Source organism: Ornithinicoccus halotolerans (assembly GCF_009602535.1).
GTDB classification, from domain to species: domain Bacteria; phylum Actinomycetota; class Actinomycetes; order Actinomycetales; family Dermatophilaceae; genus Ornithinicoccus; species Ornithinicoccus halotolerans.
In genome coordinates this window covers 1-16808 of the sequence record NZ_WIQI01000061.1, presented here as the reverse complement: position 1 = coordinate 16808, position 16808 = coordinate 1, and the positions used below count along the sequence as shown (strand labels likewise).

Here is a 16808-nt window from a genome sequence, read left to right as displayed (position 1 = left end):
CGTCGGGCAGGGCGGTCCCGAAGGCCGCGCTGAGGCTCCGCAGCCCGTCGGCGGCCAGCGCCCCGAGCGCGATCCCGAGCGCGGAGCCCACGACCCCGACGACCAGCGCCTCACCGAGCACGGACCTGCTCACCTGGCCGGAGGTCGCTCCAGCGGCGCGCAGCAGGGCGATCTCGCGGCGCCGCTGGTTGGTGACGATCGCGAAGGTGTTGGCGATCAGCATCGCGCCGACGAGCAGGGCCGCCGCTGACATGGCGGTGAGCACCAGACCGAGGGAGCCGATCTGCTCCTGCGCGGCGGAGGCGCTGGCTGCCGCGGAGTCCTGCGCGGAGGCGACCGCATACCGCTCGCCGAGCGCCGAGCGCAGCCCGGCGAGGACCTCCTCGACCGACGCGCCGTCCGCGGTCGTGACCAGCAGCTCGGAGTAGCCGCCGGACAGCCCCAGCATGTGTTGCGCCTCCGCCAGCGGGACCAGTGCCACGGTGGCGCCCGGCATCCCGTCCTCGTCGGCGAAGCCGACCAGCCCGACGACGCGGAGGGCGGTGCGCCGGTCGGTGAGGACCGCGACGGTGTCCCCGGGCTCGACACCGGCGGTGCGGGCGGTGGCGACATCGATGGCCACCTCGCCGGTGCGCTCCGGCGCACGTCCCTCGCGCACGGTGAACGCGCCGAACGGCTCGGGCGAGTAGGAGGACAGGAGGGAGGGCCCCGTGGGGACGACCGCCTCGCCGTCCACCTCGAGCACGCCCTGCCCGTCGGCCACCGGACGGACATCGCCCACCCCGGGCGCCTGAGCCACCCGCTCAACGAGGTTTGAAGGCAACGGGTCCCGCTCGACCTCGACGCCCATGGCAGAGTCGAAGGCGGCAGCGTCGCGGACCGTGATGTCGACACCCGCGGAGGCGGCCCGGAACTGGTCGTCGAGCAGCCGCTCGGAGGTGTCGGTCAGCATCAGGCTGCCGGAGATGAAGGTCACCGACAGGACGACCGCGAGCAGCGTGAGGGCGAACCGGCCGCGGTGGGCCAGCAGGTTGCGCAGTGTCAGGTGCCACATGACGCTCACCGCCCTGCCTGCGGCGCGGGCTGCTGGAGCCCGGCCATCCGGGTCATGACAGCCGGGACGGTGGGCTCGGTCAGGTCGCCGACGACGCGGCCGTCGGCGAGGAAGACGACCCGGTTCGCGTACGACGCCGCCGTGGCGTCGTGGGTGACCATGACGACGGTCTGCCCGAACTCACGCGCAGCTCGTCGCAGAAAGGCCAGCAAGGCGTGCCCGTGGTGGGAGTCGAGGTTGCCGGTCGGCTCGTCGGCGAACACGATCTCCGGCCGGGTGACCAGCGCCCGGGCGACGGCCACCCGCTGCTGCTGGCCGCCCGACAGCTCGCTGGGCCGGTGAGCGAGGCGGTCGCCCAGACCCAGCGTCGCGACGAGCTCGTCGAGCCAGGCAGGGTCGGCCGACCGTCCGGCGAGCCGAAGCGGCAGGGTGATGTTCTCCCGCGCCGTCAGCGAGGGCACGAGGTTGAAGCTCTGAAAGACGAAGCCGATGCGCTGCCGTCGCAGTAGCGTGCGCTCCTTCTCGGAGAGCTCGGTCACCTCGGTGCCACCCAGCCGGATGGAGCCCTCGTCGACCGTGTCGAGGCCGGCCATCGTCTGCATGAGGGTGGACTTGCCCGAGCCCGAGGGCCCCATGACGGCCGTCAGCTCCCCGGTGGGGATGACGAGGCTGGCGCCCGCCAGGGCGCGGACCTCGGTGGTGCCGCGTCCGTAGATCTTGACGACACCGGTGGCGGTCGCCGCGGGAGGTGCGGATCGCACGCCGTCCGCGACGGTCGCGGCGGTGCTGGTGAGTGGTGTGCTGGTCATGGTTCCTGCCTTCTGCGTCGGATTCAGTGGAGGGGGACGGTGCTGTGGCCGGCGCGTGACACGGCGGCATCGACGTCGGTGAGGTCGACGGGCCGGTCGGCAACGACCGTGACGGTGCACGCCACCTGGTCCACGGCGACCGAGCGGACGCCGGGGAGCTGGCGCACGGACGCCTGGACGGCGTCCAGACAGTGGCCGCAGACGGCGCCGGCCACGCGGATGGTGGCGGCGCCGACGAAGATCCGCGGGGTGGACGACATCACGGGTACTCCTCGATGTGGGCGGTGTGCTGGTCCTTCGAGACTCCCCGTCCGGGCCCTGCCGTCGCGCCGGTGAAATCACCGGGATTCGCACACCTGCCCCTCCTCACCAGCGCCGGAGCGTCCCCATATGCTTCGTCGCGTGATCGTCGGACGGAGCGCCGAGCGGGCGAGGCTGGCCACGGTCCTGGACGCGGCGCGACGTGGCGAAGGGGCCGCGATCCTGGTGCAGGGGGAGCCGGGAGCCGGCAAGTCGGTGCTCCTGGCCGACGCGGCAAGGTCAGCCACCGACATGCGCGTCATGAGGGTGCGCGGGGTGGAGTCCGAGTCACCGCTGCCGTTCGCGGCGCTGCACCGGCTGCTGCGGCCGCTGCTGCGCGAGCTCCCGACCCTGCCGCCACGCCAGGCGAGTGCGCTGGGTCACGCGCTGGGCCTGAGCGACGAGCCCGACTCCGGTGCGACCGACCGGTTCCTGGTGTACCTCGCGGTCCTGACCCTGCTGTCCGACACCGCGACCACGGTGCCCACCCTCGTCGTGGTGGATGACCTGCACTGGGTGGATGCCGCGTCGAGGGAAGCCCTCCTGTTCGTGGCGCGCCGGACGGAGGGGGAGCGGCTGGCCCTGCTGCTGGCCGCGCGCGAGGACCATCTCGCCGAGCCGGTGGACCTACCGACGCTCGCCGTGACCGGACTGGACCCGGCAGGGACGCGCACGCTGCTCGGAAGCCTCGCCGGCGTCGAGGTCTCGCCGGACGTGGCCGACCGGCTGCATGCCGGCACGGGCGGCAACGCCCTCGCCCTCGCCGAGCTGGCAGTCAGCCTGGGCGCCGACGTACTGGCAGGCGTCACGCCGGTGCCGAGCCTGCTCCCGCTGACCAAGGGTGTGGAAGCGGGGTTCCTGGACAGGTACCACCGCTTGGACCCGGGGGCCCGCACGGTCCTGCTCGTCGCCGCCACCGACGACTCCGGTGACCTTGGCCTCGTGCGTGATGCGGCCCGCCGTCTCGGCGCTGCAGCCGAGTCGTTCGACGCCGTGGAGCGTTCCGGGCTGCTTCGGCGGGACGGCACGCGGGTGGAGCTGCGGCACCCGCTGGTGCGGTCTGCCATCTACGCCGGTGCGACGACGTCGGAGCGCCGCCAGGCGCACGCCGCCCTGGCCGCCCAGCTGCCTCCCCAGGACGCTGACCGCCGCGCCTGGCACCTGGCCGCCGCGGCCGACCACCCGGACGAGACGGTCGTGGCCGAGCTGGAGGCATCGGCCCGGCGCTCGGTCGCCGTCGGCGGTCATGAGGCCGCCTCCGCTGCCTGGGAACGTGCCGCCGAGCTCACGCTCGAGCCGGCCGACCGTGGCCGACGGCTGTACGAAGCCGCGGCCGAGGCGTGGACCGCCGGGCGGCCCGACCGCGCGGCGAGCCTCGCCGACGGCGCGCTGCTGTCCCTGGACGAACCGCTCCAGCGCGCCGACGCTGCGCTGCTGCGCGCCCGTATCGAGTGGAACACCGGGTCGGTGGGGCTGGCGCACCGGCGCCTGCTCGACGAGGCGGCAACAGTCGCACCTCACGACGCCGCCCGAGCGCGGGGGATGGCCATGTTCGCGGCCTCGCTGCAGGCGATGGTGCCCATCGAGCCCTACACGGACCCGCTCAGCCTGGTCGGCGAGCCGACAACCGCCAGGGAGCGATGCGTGGGGGAGGTACTCAAGGCGTTCGTCCACATCTCTCAGCACCAGTGGCGGGAGGCAGCCGAAGCGGTCGCGGCCGCCGAGACGGACGTGGACGACGCAGAGGTGGCGCTCGACGGTCCGCTGCCGAACCTCGCCCTGGCCGCCATGCACCTCGCCGTCGACGACGTCGCCCTACGGCTGCACGAGCGCCTGCTGGATGTGGCCCGCGAGCAGGGCTCCCTGATCATGATCCTCTACGCCCTGACCCGCAGAGGTGGTGTGGACGCCGTCCTGGGGAGGTGGGACGAGCTCGCGGCCGGTGCCCGGGAGGCGCTCGACCTGGCGCAGGCGACTGGACGTCCGGCCCTGGCCGCCATGCCCCGGGCGTGGCTGGCGCTGTCGAGCGCACTGCGCGGTGACGCCGACGCGCCCGATCGCCTGGCCGACCTGGAACGGACGGTCGCCGAGGGGCCGCTCGGGTCGACCGCGGCATCGGTCAGGGACCAGGTGCTGTGGACCCGGGCCGTGCTGGCGGACTCGCCGGCAACGGCAGTGCATCACTACCAGCGGATGGCGCACGGGTTCGCCGAGCGGCTCGTTGCCCTGGACCGGGTCGAGACGGCCGTCGCGGCCGGCCGGCAGGACCTCGCCCACCAGTGGCTGGAGCAGCTCGCCGCCTACGCCCACGGGACGGGCTCCCCGTGGGCGGGCGCCGTCGTGGAGCACGGCCGGGCGCTGCTGGGTGAGCCTGCGGAGGGCGTCGAGGCTCACTTCGCCCGGGCGCTGACCCTGCACGCACAGTCAGCACGACGGGTCGACGCCGCCCGCACGCACCTTGCCTACGGAGAGTGGCTTCGTCGGCGACGGCGACGGGTGGACGCCCGGCCCCATCTTCGGGCAGCCCTGCAGACGTTCGAGGACGTCGGTTCTCGACGCTGGGCCGAGCGCGCTGCTGAGGAGCTGCGCGCGTCCGGGGAACGCGTCAGCAGAGGGCGTCCCGAGGAGGGGTCAGCACCGCGCCTGACCCCGACCGAGCTCAGAGTGGCGACGCTGGTGGCGCAGGGGCTGCCCACGCGAGAGGTGGCGGCCACGTTGTTCGTCAGCCCCCGCACCGTTGACTTCCACCTGCGCAACGTGTTCACGAAGCTCGGCATCACCTCGCGGGCCGAGCTGGCGCACGTGCCGCTCGGCTGAGCCCGGGCGGGCCCCGTCGGTCACCCGCTTGACGACCTGCCCAACCAGTACAACTAGTTGCCGTGCCTCGGGTGCGGGTCGCAGAGCGGCGTCCCCGGGAGGCCCTCGACCTCTTCGGTCATCTCCATGTGCAGGAAGGCGGCGGCGGCACCTGGTCCGCTCCTGGCGAGCTCGGGCATGACCGTGCCGGGGCTTCCGAACTCCGCCGGCAACTCCCCCCGGGCCCATACGGCCCACGACTGACCGTAACGCTCGCAAGAGCCGTGGTAGACGTCCGGGGCGCCCGTGGCGGCGGGACCCGCGACGGACACCGGAATCGCCAGTGCGGCAATCATGGCTACGCGTGGGACACGCATGGTGCCCTCCTCCATGTCGGTGTGACTTGGGACACAACGACCTTACCCAGCGTCCTCCGGGCGGTGAAGACCCTTCGGGGGTCGGACGCTGGGAGCCACCCCCTTGCTGTGGGCCTGGATGTCAAGAGCCTCGAGGCGCTGCTCTGGTTGCCGTGACTGATCCCGTGGCGGATGACCTGTGATGAGGCTGGCGGCCAGCTCGCCGGTGCGTAACGGCAGAGTCCCCGATGACGGCAGCCGCGCGAGCGACGTCGTGCTTCGCGCGAGTGTCTGCGGAGAGAGTTAGCAGATCGCTAGCACCGGGGTGGGCCTGGACGGTGAGGTCGCGCGCGCCCATGCTGCTGACCAGCACGGGTAGAGAGTGGGCCCCGTGGGACTCGAACCCACAACCTACGGATTAAAAGTCCGCAGCTCTGCCCATTGAGCTAGAGGCCCGCGCAGGCTGGCATCGGGGCGTTCCCTCAGGGAGCCCGAGGGGCTGCCGCCTGCAGCCACGTGCCGGTCAGCGTACGTCGCAGCCCGTTCGACTGCTCCGGTCGGGTCGAGGCACGCCAGCTCGACCTGCTGTCCGGCCGCAGGGCATAGACGGTCACCTGCCTCAGGAGTAGCGTGCGATTCCCGAGCCGTTGGCTCGCTTTCCTGTTTCTCATCGGAGGTCAATGATGCCCTTCTCCCTCTTCCCCTCGCGCAGGCTCGTGGCTGGTGGGGCCACAGCCGCCCTGGTCGGCCTCGGGCTGGCCGCGGCACCGTCTGGTGCCGCCCCCAGTGGCCAGGCCTGTGACAACCGGACCAACAACACCTACGCCAAGCTGCTGGAGTGCGTCCGCCTGGAAGGCGTGATGGAGCACCAGGAAGCGTTCCAGGCCATCGCGGACGCCAACGGCGGGACGCGCGCGGACCAGACCCCCGGCTACGAGGCGAGCGTCGACTACGTGGTCGACGTCCTGCAGGAGGCCGGCTGGGACGCCGAGGTGGTGGAGTTCGGTTACCCGGGCGTGGACAACCTGCTGCACCAGCTCACTCCGACCGACCAGACGCACGCCGTGGGAACCCGGGTCACCGGCACCGGAGAGGGTGACGTGACCGGTGAGGTCATCCCCGTCGACCTGAGCCTGGCCGACCCTGCCGCCTCCACGAGCGGCTGTGAGGCGACCGACTTCGCAGGACTGAACCTCTCGGGCAGTTCCGACGTCGCGCTGATCCAGCGAGGTGCCTGCGCCTTCCAGGACAAGGTGCAGAACGCCGTCGACGCCGGCGCGGAGGCGGTCGTCATCTTCAACACCGGCACGCCGGGCAACGAGGGCCTGCTGGACAACATCACGCTGGGCATCGACTTCGACATTCCCGTCGTGGCGACCTCGCACGACAGCGGTGTCGGGTTGTCCGAGACAGGCTCCACCGCGCGCGTGATGGTCGACTTCGTGACCCGCACGTCCTACAACGTCATCGGTGAGCTGGCCGGGGACAACCCGGACAACGTGGTGATGGCCGGGGCCCACCTGGACTCCGTCATGGCCGGACCGGGCATCAACGACAACGGCAGCGGCTCGTCCGCGCTGCTGGAGATCGCGCAGGTCATGGGCAAGCTGCGGCCGGAGAACACCGTGCGGTTCGCGTGGTGGGGCGCGGAGGAGCTCGGCCTCATCGGCTCCACCGAGTGGGTCGGGCAGCAGTCCCAGGAGGAGCTCGACCGGATCGCGCTGTACCTGAACTTCGACATGATCGGTTCGCCGAACTACGTCTTCCAGGTGTACGACGCCAACGAGTCCAGCTTCGAGGCGCCGGTCCCGGTCCCCGAGGGCTCGGAGGCGATCGAGTCGCTGTTCGAGTCGTTCTACACGCTGCGTGGTGAGCCCTACGACGACTCAGCGTTCAGCGGTCGCAGCGACTACCAGGCGTTCATCAACAACGGCATCCCCTCCAGCGGGCTGTTCACCGGCGCCGAGGTCGTCAAGACCGAGGAGCAGGAGGCCATCTGGGGCGGCACCGCGGGCGCCCAGTTCGACCCCTGCTACCACCTGGTCTGCGACACCATCGAGAACCTCAGCCACCACGCGCTTGAGGTGAACTCGGACGCGGTGGCGTTCGCGGTGATGACCTACGCCTACTCCACCGAGGACGTCAACGGGGTCGTCGGCAAGCCGGTCCCGGGCAAGTTCGAGATCCCGGAGCCGGCCGGCCCGGAGCACACCTTCGCCGGCCCGCTGGGCGGTGACGGCCCGCACGACCACGACCACGACCCGGTGACCGAGTAGCCACCGGCGACCAGGCCGCCGCCCGGACCGACGACTCGGTCCGGGCGGCGGCTCGCGTTCAGGGGCCGCTACCGCGTGGCGTCAGCTGACGCCCGCGGGGCTCCAGTGCGGCAGGTGCGCGAGCGGGGCGAGGGCCTCGGGCATGGTCCGGTAGTAGACCCAGGTGCCGCGCCGCTCGCTCGCGATCAAACCCGCCTCGCGCAGCTTGCGCAGGTGGTGCGAGACGGTGGGCTGGGAGACCCCGACCTCGCCGAGGTCACAGACACACACCTCGTCGACGCTGGCGATCCGGGAGTACAGCCGGAGCCGGACGGGGTCGGCCAGCGCCTTGAGCAGGCCCGAGAGGCGCTCGGCCTCATCTTGCGGCAGCCCCTCCGGCGGGCAGCACGACGGCCCACACGCCTGGGCGTCGGGGGCCCGGTGCGGAACCGGCGAAGTATGGGTCACCCGTCTATATTGACATTCGTCGATGTGCGGTGCAAGATCACACTGTATCGAGGTTCATCGAATCAGAGGAGCGACCCATGTCAGCACCCGCCAGCACCACCCTGCCCGTCGCTGTCATCGGCGCGGGGCCCATCGGCCTGGCGGCGGCTGCCGAGCTGGTCCGCCGAGGCCAGCCGGTGGTGGTCCTGGAACAGGGCGACCGACCGGGGGCCTCGGTGCGGGACTGGGCCCACGTGCGGCTGTTCTCGCCGTGGTCCGAGCTCATGTCCCCGGCAGCGGTCGCGATGCTGGAGCCGACCGGGTGGCGCCGCCCGGACCCCTCGACCTACCCCACGGGCGGGGAGTGGGTGCGCGACTACCTCGAGCCGCTGGCGGCCGTCCTGACCGAGCACGTGCACACCGGGCACCGGGTGCTGGGCGTCGCCCGGCGCGACCGGGACCTGCTGGTGGACTCGGGCCGGGAGGAGCACCCGTTCGTGCTGCACGTCCAGCGCGCGGACGGCTCCACCGACCGGCTGCTGGCCCGTGCGGTCGTCGACTGCTCCGGCACCTGGACCCGGCCCAACCCGCTGGGGACCGAGGGGTACCCGGTCCCCGGGGAGGCACCCCACGCCCACCGGATCTCGTACGGCATGCCTGACCCGGCCCGCGACGAGCCGCGGTACGCCGGGCGCGCGACCGCGGTCGTCGGCTCGGGCGCGTCGGCCCTGACCGCGCTGATCGCGCTGACCTCGGCACCGCTGTGGGCGGAGGGGTCCCGGGTGGTGTGGGTGCTGCGCCGCGCCACGGTCGGTAGCAGCTACGGCGGGGGTGAGCTGGACGAGCTGCCCGCACGCGGCGCGCTGGGTCAGACCGTCCGCCGGGCCGTCGAGGCGGGCCTGATCGAAGTCGTCACCGGCTTCCGCACGGCCGCCGTGGAGGGGTCCGGGTCCGACCGGGTCGCCCTCGTGGCCACCGACGGCCGCCGCGTCGGCTCGCTCGACGAGGTGGTCGTCGCGACCGGGTTCCGGCCCGACCTGACCTTCCTGTCCGAGGTGCGGCTGGACCTGGACCACCGGCTGCAGGCCCCGACGCGGCTGGCCCCCGGCATCGACCCCAACCTGCACTCGTGCGGCTCGGTGCAGCCGCACGGCTACGACGTCCTGGCCCAGCCGGAGGGTGACCTCTACCTGGCGGGCATGAAGTCCTACGGCCGGGCCCCGTCCTTCCTCGCGATGACCGGCTACGAGCAGGTGCGCTCGATCGCGGCCGCCCTGGACGACGACCTGGCGGCCGCGACGGCCGTCGAGCTGCGGCTGCCCGACACCGGGGTCTGCGGCGGCGCCGGCCTGTTCGACGAGTCGCAGCCGGCCGAGGGCGCCGGCGGCTGCTGCGGCACCTCCGCCGGCGCCCAGCCGCTCACGCTGCAGCGCCTCGGCAGCGGGGCGCCGCAGTGAGCGTCGGGACGGTCCCGCCCCGTCAGACTCGCCCGGCGGCCCGGCTGTCCGGCACCGACAGGTACCTGCCGGTGTGGATCGGGGCAGCCATGGTCGGCGGCCTGCTGCTGGGCCGGCTGGTGCCCGGCCTGGGGGAGTGGCTGGGTGCGGTGGAGGTCGACGGGGTTTCGCTGCCGATCGCCCTGGGCCTGCTGGTGATGATGTACCCCGTCCTGGCCAAGGTGCGCTATGACCGGCTCGACGCGGTGGTCGCCGACCGGCGGATGCTCATCAGCTCCGTGGTGCTCAACTGGGTCGTGGGGCCGGCGCTGATGTTCGCGCTGGCGTGGGCGCTGCTGCCGGACCTGCCGGAGTACCGCACCGGCCTGATCATCGTCGGCCTGGCCCGCTGCATCGCCATGGTCATCATCTGGAACGACCTGGCCTGCGGGGACCGGGAGGCCGCGGCGGTCCTGGTCGCGCTCAACTCGGTGTTCCAGGTGGTCGCCTTCGCCGCGATGGGCTGGTTCTACCTGTCCGTGCTCCCCGGGTGGCTGGGCCTGGAGCAGGCCGGGCTGGACGTCAGCCCCTGGCAGATCGGCAGGTCCGTGCTCATCTTCCTGGGCATCCCGCTGGTGGCCGGCTGGCTCTCCAGGGTCTGGGGGGAGCGGGCACGAGGGCGAGCCTGGTACGAGCAGGAGCTGCTTCCCCGGGTGGCGCCGTGGGCGCTGTACGGGCTGCTCTTCACCATCGTCATCCTGTTCGCGCTGCAGGGCGACCAGGTCACCTCCCGCCCCTGGGACGTCGCCCGCATCGCCGTCCCGCTGCTCGCCTACTTCGCGCTGATGTGGGGGATCGGTGTGGCCGCCGGGCTCGTGCTCGGGTTGTCCTACGAGCGGACCACCGCGCTCGCGTTCACGGCGGCCGGCAACAACTTCGAGCTCGCCATCGCCGTCGCCATCGCCACCTTCGGCGTCACCTCCGGACAGGCCCTGGCCGGCGTGGTCGGCCCCCTCATCGAGGTGCCGGTCCTCGTGGGCCTGGTCTACGTCGCGCTGGCGCTGCGCGACCGGTTCCCCCAGCGCGAGAACACCCCTCATGTCCGAACCTGACCCGTCCGAGGAGCCCACCGTGAACCAGCCCTCCGTCCTGTTCGTGTGCGTCCACAACGCCGGCCGCTCGCAGATGGCCGCCGGCTACCTGCAGCACCTCGCGCAGGGGCGCATCGAGGTGCGCTCGGCCGGCTCCGAGCCGGCCGACCAGGTGAACCCCGCGGCCGTCGCGGCGATGGCCGAGGAAGGCATCGACATCTCGGCCAACCAGCCGACGGTGCTGACCACCGGGGCCGTGCAGGACTCCGACGTCGTCATCACGATGGGGTGCGGCGACGCCTGCCCCATCTTCCCGGGCAAGCGGTACGAGGACTGGGAGCTGGACGACCCCGCCGGTCAGGGGCTGGAGGCGGTGCGGCCGATCCGCGACGAGATCCGGCGACGGGTGCAGGCCCTCATCGAGGATCTGCTGCCCGCCGGCCCGGAGGGGCAGCGGTAGCCGAACCGGCTCCGCCGCGGCTACTGGCGCTGCCCGGCACCACGCTTCTCGGCCTCGTCGCGTCGCCGCTGGCGCATCACCACGAACGTCGCACCCGCCAGCAGCAGGCCCGCGACGCCGGCCGCGACCATGCCGCCGGTGCGCCCCAGCAGCTCATCCATCAGTTCCCGGGTCCGCGAGGTCGGGTCCGAGAGCACCACCGCGACGAAGGCGGCGACCAGCAGCGAGGCCACCACCGTCGGCAGCTGCGCCCAGCGACCGCTCAAGCCGGCCCGCTCCCGCAGGATCCGCCCGGCCTTGACGATCCGCCCGGCGCGCACCACCCGCAGCGCTCCCACCACCCGCAGCAGCCGTAGCAGCTGCACCGGGCCGATCGCCAGCACGACCGCCACCACCACGGCCACCGTGAGCAGCACCAGCCAGAGGTGGCGCCGCAGCCAGTCCCGCTTGTCCTGGGAGACGGCGAACAGCACCACGGTCTCGGCCACGAGCACCGCGCCGGTCGCCCAGTTGGTGACCCGGCCCACTGTCTCGTAGGGCTGGTCCAGCAGCGTGAGGAAGACGGCGGGCACCGAGGCCAGGGCGGCGACCAGTACGGGCAGCGCGAGCCGCTCCTCCCAGTGCTGCTCGCGGTCGCGACCGCTCCCGCGACGACCTGCCTCGTCGGCCACCGGTGCCTGCCTCCTGCCTCCCTCGTGCGGGCCTCGACCGCCCGGCCCCTAACCTACTGGCCGGCCGGCCCGCGCCGGGCGGCTATCCGCGGCAGCAGCGGCCGTGGCAGGCTCCCGGCCATGAGTGAGTCCCCCGCCGCGACCGGGACCGCCCCCGGCACTGCCGCCCGCCCCCTGGTCGAGCTCAACGGCATCGAGATCATCACCGAGGCCGAGCGCACCGCCCGGCCGCACGACCTGTTCTGGCCGTGGTTCGCCGCGAACGTCTCCGTGTTCGGGGTCAGCTACGCCGCGTTCGTCTACGGCTTCGGCATCTCCTTCGCCCAGGCGGTCCCGGTGACCATCATCGGCGTGGTGCTGTCGTTCGCCGCCTGCGGCGTGATCGCGCTGGCGGGCAAGCGCGGCTCGGCGCCCACCATGGTGATGACCCGGGCGGCCTTCGGCTTCCACGGGCAGAAGCTGCCCGGGGTGGTGTCCTGGCTGGTCAGCATCGGCTGGGAGACGTTCCTCACCATCATGGCCACGCTGGCCACGGCCACCGTCTTCGCGGCCCTGGGCTGGAGCAGCGGCACCACCACGCTGGTGGTCGCCTGCGGGGTCATCGCCGCCCTCGTGGTCGGGGCCTCCGTCGCCGGCTACCACACGATCATGCGGCTGCAGTCGGTGCTGACCTGGCTGACCGGGGCCGTCACCGTCGGCTACCTCCTGCTGACGATGGACCAGGTGGACCTGGCCGCCGTCGGGCAGCTGCCCACCGGCTCCACGCAGGCCGTGATCGGCGCGCTGGTGATGCTGATGACCGGGTTCGGGCTGGGCTGGATCAACATCGCCGCCGACTGGTCCCGCTACCAGCGCCGCGATGCCTCGGGCGGGGCCATCGTGCTGTGGAACACCGTGGGCGGCGCCCTCGCTCCCACCCTGCTGGTGCTCTACGGGCTGCTGCTGGTCGGCTCCCGTCCCGAGCTGATGGACGGCATCGCCGACGACCCGATCGGCACCCTGGCCACCATCCTGCCGGTGTGGGTGCTGGTGCCGTTCCTGGCCGCCGCCGTGCTGGCGCTGGTGAGCGGCGCGGTCCTGGGCATCTACTCCTCCGGTCTCACCCTGCTCAGCCTCGGGGTCCGGATGCCCCGCCCCGCCGCGGCGTTCGTCGACGGGATGATCCTGACCGCCGGCACCGTCTACGTCGTGTTCTTCGCCGAGAGCTTCCTGGCCCCGTTCCAGAGCTTCCTGATCACCCTGGGCGTCCCGGTCGCGGCCTGGGCCGGGATCATGATGGCCGACGTCGTGCTGCGGCGCCGCGACTACGACGACCGTGCGCTGTTCGACCCGGCCGGCCGCTACGGCGCCTGGAACTGGACCTCGCTGGCGGTCATGGCGCTCGGCTGCGTGGTCGGCTGGGGCCTGGTGATCAACGTGTTCGCCGAGGCCGCCTCGTGGAACAACTGGCAGGGCTACCTGCTCGGCCCGCTCGGCGGCCGCGACGGTGACTGGGCATGGGCGAACCTGGGTGTGCTGGTGGCGCTGGTCATCGGCTTCCTCGGCTACGCCGCCCTGCAGGCCGGCCGGGTGCGCCGGGAGGACGCGGCCGCCGGCCAGGCGGTTCCGGTCGCGGTCGGGGAGCCCACCCCGCAGGATGGGTCTCGTGCCTGAGGTGACGCCCCACTCCGCCCCCGACCCGCTGGGCCCGCAGCGCCCCTGGCTGCTGGTCATCGACCCGCAGCGGGTCTTCACCGACCCCACCTCGCAGTGGCGGGTGCCGCGCTGGGAGGAGATCGTCGAGCCGGTCCGCCGGCTGGTGCCCGCCTTCGGCGACCGGGTGGTGCTGACCCGGTGGGTGCCTAAGACGGAGAAGCACGGCTCCTGGCGCGACTACTTCCGCGAGTACCAGTTCGCCGACCGGCCCGCCGACCACCCGACCTTCGCCCTCGACGAGCGGCTGGCCGACCTGTCGTGGCCGCACACTGTGCTGGCGCCGACCTTCGGCAAGTGGACCGCGGAAATGCGCGAGCTGACCGGGCCGGACCCGCACCTGGTGGTGGCCGGCGTGGCGACCGACTGCTGCGTGATCTCCACGGTGCTTCCCGCCGTCGACGACGGTGCCCGCGTCACCGTGGTCACCGACGGCTGTGCCGGCTCGACCGACGAGGCCCACGAGGCGGCGATGTCGGTGATGGCCGGCTACTTCCCGCAGGCGGCGCTGCGCAGCACTGACGAGGTGCTGCCGATGCTGGAGCAGGCGGCGGCCGAGGCCGGCGACGACTGCGCCCCCGCCTCGGTCAGGGCAACCGGCTGAGGCCCTCCTGCCGGACCTGAAGCCGGCGGAAGCCTCCGCCCTTCCCGGTGGCGCCGTGTCCCCAGTCAGCCCTGGGAGCGCAGCACGGTCAGCAGCGCGTGTGCGTAGGCGCACTCGGCGTCGTGGTGGGCGGCCTGCTCCTCCTGGCCGCCGACGTCGACCACGACCACGTACTCCCGCTCCGCCCCGACCGGCCCGTCGGCGCGGGCGAGCCGCACGAACGCCGGCCCGAGGACCGCGCGCATCTGGTCCTCCCGCGGCAGCCAGAGCGTGTCCTCCAGGTCCACCGAGTCCAGCGCCCACTCGGCGACGCCGTTGAAGCCGATCACCGAGCCGCCGACGAACCGGTGCACCTCGACGGTCATGTCCGCCAGGTAGAACACGTCCTCCTCCATGCCGGGGGAGGTGACGACGAACCGGTCCCCGGGCATGGGGGACCAGATCATGCCGGCCTCCTGCAGCTGGCGGGCGAGCGCGATCGTGATCATGGCCCCAGTCTCGCCGCACCAGCGCGGGCCCCGCAGTCCGGGGCCCCGCGGCGGGGGACGCCGATGGGCGAGGATGGGGACGATGTCCCTCACCGACCTGCTGCCCGATGACCCCTCCGGCGTCGACCCCGACCAGCTGTACGAGGCCTTCGCCGGCTGGGCGCAGGAGCGGGGCACCAGCCTCTACCCGCACCAGGAGGAGGCGATCATCGAGCTGCTCGCCGGAGACAACGTCATCCTGGGCACGCCCACCGGCTCCGGGAAGTCGCTGGTGGCGACCGCCGCCCACGCGCAGGCGCTCGCCGAGGACCGGGTCAGCTTCTACACCGCGCCGATCAAGGCGCTGGTGAGCGAGAAGTTCTTCGCGCTGTGCGACCTGTTCGGCGCCGACAACGTCGGCATGCTCACCGGGGACGCCGCCGTCAACGCCGACGCCCCCATCGTCTGCTGCACCGCCGAGGTGCTGGCCAACATCGCGCTGCGGGAGGGCCCCGCCGCCGACGTCGGCCTGGTGGTCATGGATGAGTTCCACTACTACGGCGAGCCCGACCGCGGCTGGGCCTGGCAGGTGCCGCTGCTCGAGCTGCCGCAGGCGCAGTTCCTGCTGATGTCGGCCACGCTGGGCGAGGTGGGCCGGTTCGCCCAGGACCTGACCCGGCGCACCGGCCGGGAGACCGCGGTCGTGACCTCGGCCGAGCGCCCGGTGCCGCTGGAGTTCTCCTGGGTGATGACCCCGCTCACCGAGACCCTCGGCACGCTGCTGGACGAGGACAAGGCCCCGGTGTACGTCGTGCACTTCACCCAGAAGGAGGCGCTGGAGCGCGCCAAGGCGCTCACCTCCCTCACCCTGGTCGGCCGGGCCGAGAAGGAGGCGATTGCCGAGCGCATCGGCGCCTTCCGCTTCACCGCCGGCTTCGGGCGCACCCTGTCTCGGCTGGTCCGGCAGGGGATCGGGGTGCACCACGCCGGCATGCTGCCGCGGTACCGGCGGCTGGTGGAACGGCTGGCCCAGGACGGGCTGCTCCGAGTCATCTGCGGCACCGACACCCTCGGTGTCGGGATCAACGTCCCGATCCGCACCGTGCTGCTCACCGGGCTCACCAAGTTCGACGGCTCCCGGCAGCGGGTGCTGCGTGCCCGGGAGTTCCACCAGATCGCCGGCCGGGCCGGCCGGGCGGGGTACGACACCCGCGGCTACGTCGTCGTGCAGGCCCCCGAGCACGCCATCGAGAACGCCCGCGCCCTGGCCAAGGCCGGTGACGACCCGAAGAAGCGGCGCAAGGTGCAGCGCAAGAAGCCGCCGGAGGGCTTCGTCAGCTGGACCGAGGAGACCTTCGACAAGCTCGTCACCGCGGAGCCGGAGCAGCTGCGCTCTCGGATGCGGGTGGACCACTCGATGATCCTCAACGTGGTCGCCCGGCACGCCACCCAGCCGGGGGACCCGGTCCGGACGCTGTCGCGGCTGCTGCGCGACAACCACGAGGACCCCCGCGAGCAGCGGCGGCTCGCCCGACGAGCCATCACGCTGGGCCGCAGCATGCTGGAGACCGGGGTCCTGGAGCGGGTCGAGCAGCCGGAGGAGGGGAGCCGCACGGTCCGGCTCACCGGCGGGGTGCAGGACAACTTCGCGCTCAACCAGCCGCTCGCCCCGTTCGCCGTCGCCGCGCTGGAGGTGCTGGACCGGGAGTCCCCGACCTACGCCCTGGACGTGGTCTCGGTCGTCGAGGCGGTGCTGGAGGACCCGCGCCAGGTGCTGCTGGCCCAGCGGTACCGGGCCCGTGGTGAGGCGGTCGCGCAGATGAAGGCCGACGGCCTGGACTACGACCAGCGGATGGAGCAGCTGGAGCACGTCAGCTGGCCGCAGCCGCTGGCCGAGCTGCTCGAGGCGACGCTGGAGATCTTCCGGCAGACCCACCCGTGGGTGCGCGAGGACGCGCTGTCACCGAAGTCGGTCGTGCGCGAGATGTACGAGCACGCGATGAGCTTCACCGAGCTGGTCTCCTCCTACCAGCTGGCCCGCTCCGAGGGCGTGGTGCTGCGCTACCTCACCGACGCCTACCGGGCCCTGCGGCAGACCGTGCCGGAGGCCTACCGGAGCGAGGAGCTGGACGACCTGATCCAGTGGCTCGGGGAGACCATCCGGCAGACCGACTCCAGCCTGCTGGACGAGTGGGAGGCGCTGACCGACCCCGACCGGGTGGCCGAGGTCGCGGCCCGGGTCGCCGCGGGTGCGCCGGCCCCGCCGCCGCGCCCGGTGACCGCCCAGGAGCGAGCGTTCCGGGTGATGGTGCGCAACGCGATGTTCCGCCGGGTCGAGCTGGCCGCCCGCGACGACGTCGACGGCCTGGC

At 72.8% G+C, this 16808-nt stretch carries 14 protein-coding genes and 1 tRNA gene; 8 read left to right on the top strand and 7 right to left on the bottom strand.

Going from position 1 to position 16808, the window contains the following annotated elements:
- The 3 genes from GFJ45_RS10850 to GFJ45_RS10840 form a co-directional block, all read right to left on the bottom strand.
- Positions 1–1054 (bottom strand): ABC transporter permease (locus GFJ45_RS10850; RefSeq protein ID WP_194288624.1); only part of this gene is annotated, 1054 nt, incomplete at its 3' end.
- Between the two features lie 5 nt (positions 1055–1059).
- Positions 1060–1863, bottom strand: a complete 804-nt coding sequence (locus GFJ45_RS10845; RefSeq protein ID WP_153397067.1) for an ABC transporter ATP-binding protein — start codon at positions 1861–1863, stop codon at positions 1060–1062.
- A gap of 23 nt (positions 1864–1886) precedes the next feature.
- A complete protein-coding gene (locus tag GFJ45_RS10840) occupies positions 1887–2123 on the bottom strand; it encodes a heavy-metal-associated domain-containing protein (protein ID WP_228386865.1) in 237 nt (78 codons plus the stop codon).
- A gap of 142 nt (positions 2124–2265) precedes the next feature.
- Here GFJ45_RS10840 and GFJ45_RS10835 point away from each other — a divergent pair, with 142 nt between their 5' ends.
- A complete protein-coding gene (locus GFJ45_RS10835) occupies positions 2266–4980 on the top strand; it encodes a helix-turn-helix transcriptional regulator (RefSeq protein WP_194288623.1) in 2715 nt (904 codons plus the stop codon).
- A 718-nt stretch (positions 4981–5698) separates the two neighbouring features.
- On the opposite strand, the gene GFJ45_RS10830 is transcribed toward GFJ45_RS10835, so the two are convergent.
- Positions 5699–5771 (bottom strand) — tRNA-Lys (locus tag GFJ45_RS10830).
- Positions 5772–5998: 227 nt separating this feature from the next.
- Here GFJ45_RS10830 and GFJ45_RS10825 point away from each other — a divergent pair.
- Positions 5999–7591 carry a M28 family metallopeptidase gene (locus GFJ45_RS10825; protein WP_153397061.1) on the top strand — a complete coding sequence of 531 codons (1593 nt, stop codon included), beginning with the start codon at positions 5999–6001 and terminating at the stop codon, positions 7589–7591.
- A gap of 81 nt (positions 7592–7672) precedes the next feature.
- Here GFJ45_RS10825 and GFJ45_RS10820 read toward each other — a convergent pair whose 3' ends face one another.
- Positions 7673–8038, bottom strand: coding sequence for an ArsR/SmtB family transcription factor (locus tag GFJ45_RS10820; RefSeq protein WP_153397059.1), 366 nt, complete (start codon positions 8036–8038; stop codon positions 7673–7675).
- A gap of 77 nt (positions 8039–8115) precedes the next feature.
- On the opposite strand from GFJ45_RS10820, the gene GFJ45_RS10815 reads away from it, so the two are divergent.
- The 3 genes from GFJ45_RS10815 to GFJ45_RS10805 are packed head-to-tail and all read left to right on the top strand — an operon-like array spanning position 8116 to position 11004.
- Positions 8116–9474 carry an FAD-dependent oxidoreductase gene (locus GFJ45_RS10815; protein WP_153397057.1) on the top strand — a complete coding sequence of 453 codons (1359 nt, stop codon included), beginning with the start codon at positions 8116–8118 and terminating at the stop codon, positions 9472–9474.
- Positions 9471–10565, top strand: a complete 1095-nt coding sequence (gene arsB, locus GFJ45_RS10810) for an ACR3 family arsenite efflux transporter (protein WP_153397055.1) — start codon at positions 9471–9473, stop codon at positions 10563–10565. Before GFJ45_RS10815 ends, arsB begins: the two co-directional genes overlap by 4 nt.
- On the top strand, positions 10552–11004 hold the full coding sequence (locus tag GFJ45_RS10805) for an arsenate reductase ArsC (RefSeq protein WP_153397053.1): 453 nt from the start codon (positions 10552–10554) through the stop codon (positions 11002–11004). Before arsB ends, GFJ45_RS10805 begins: the two co-directional genes overlap by 14 nt.
- 20 nt (positions 11005–11024) lie before the next feature.
- Here the strand turns inward: GFJ45_RS10805 and GFJ45_RS10800 are convergent, their stop codons facing one another.
- Positions 11025–11675, bottom strand: a complete 651-nt coding sequence (locus GFJ45_RS10800) for a hypothetical protein (RefSeq protein ID WP_153397051.1) — start codon at positions 11673–11675, stop codon at positions 11025–11027.
- A gap of 120 nt (positions 11676–11795) precedes the next feature.
- Here GFJ45_RS10800 and GFJ45_RS10795 point away from each other — a divergent pair, with 120 nt between their 5' ends.
- Together GFJ45_RS10795 and GFJ45_RS10790 are read left to right on the top strand one after the other, a co-directional pair.
- Positions 11796–13328, top strand: a complete 1533-nt coding sequence (locus GFJ45_RS10795) for a purine-cytosine permease family protein (protein WP_153397049.1) — start codon at positions 11796–11798, stop codon at positions 13326–13328.
- Positions 13321–13971 (top strand): cysteine hydrolase family protein, encoded by a 651-nt coding sequence (locus tag GFJ45_RS10790; RefSeq protein WP_228386863.1) that lies wholly within the window; start codon positions 13321–13323, stop codon positions 13969–13971. The genes GFJ45_RS10795 and GFJ45_RS10790 overlap by 8 nt, the downstream gene beginning before the upstream one ends.
- 65 nt (positions 13972–14036) lie before the next feature.
- Here GFJ45_RS10790 and GFJ45_RS10785 read toward each other — a convergent pair whose 3' ends face one another.
- Positions 14037–14459, bottom strand: a complete 423-nt coding sequence (locus tag GFJ45_RS10785) for a pilus assembly protein CpaE (protein ID WP_153397045.1) — start codon at positions 14457–14459, stop codon at positions 14037–14039.
- A 73-nt stretch (positions 14460–14532) separates the two neighbouring features.
- On the opposite strand from GFJ45_RS10785, the gene GFJ45_RS10780 reads away from it, so the two are divergent.
- Positions 14533–16808 (top strand): DEAD/DEAH box helicase (locus GFJ45_RS10780; RefSeq protein ID WP_228386861.1); only part of this gene is annotated, 2276 nt, incomplete at its 3' end.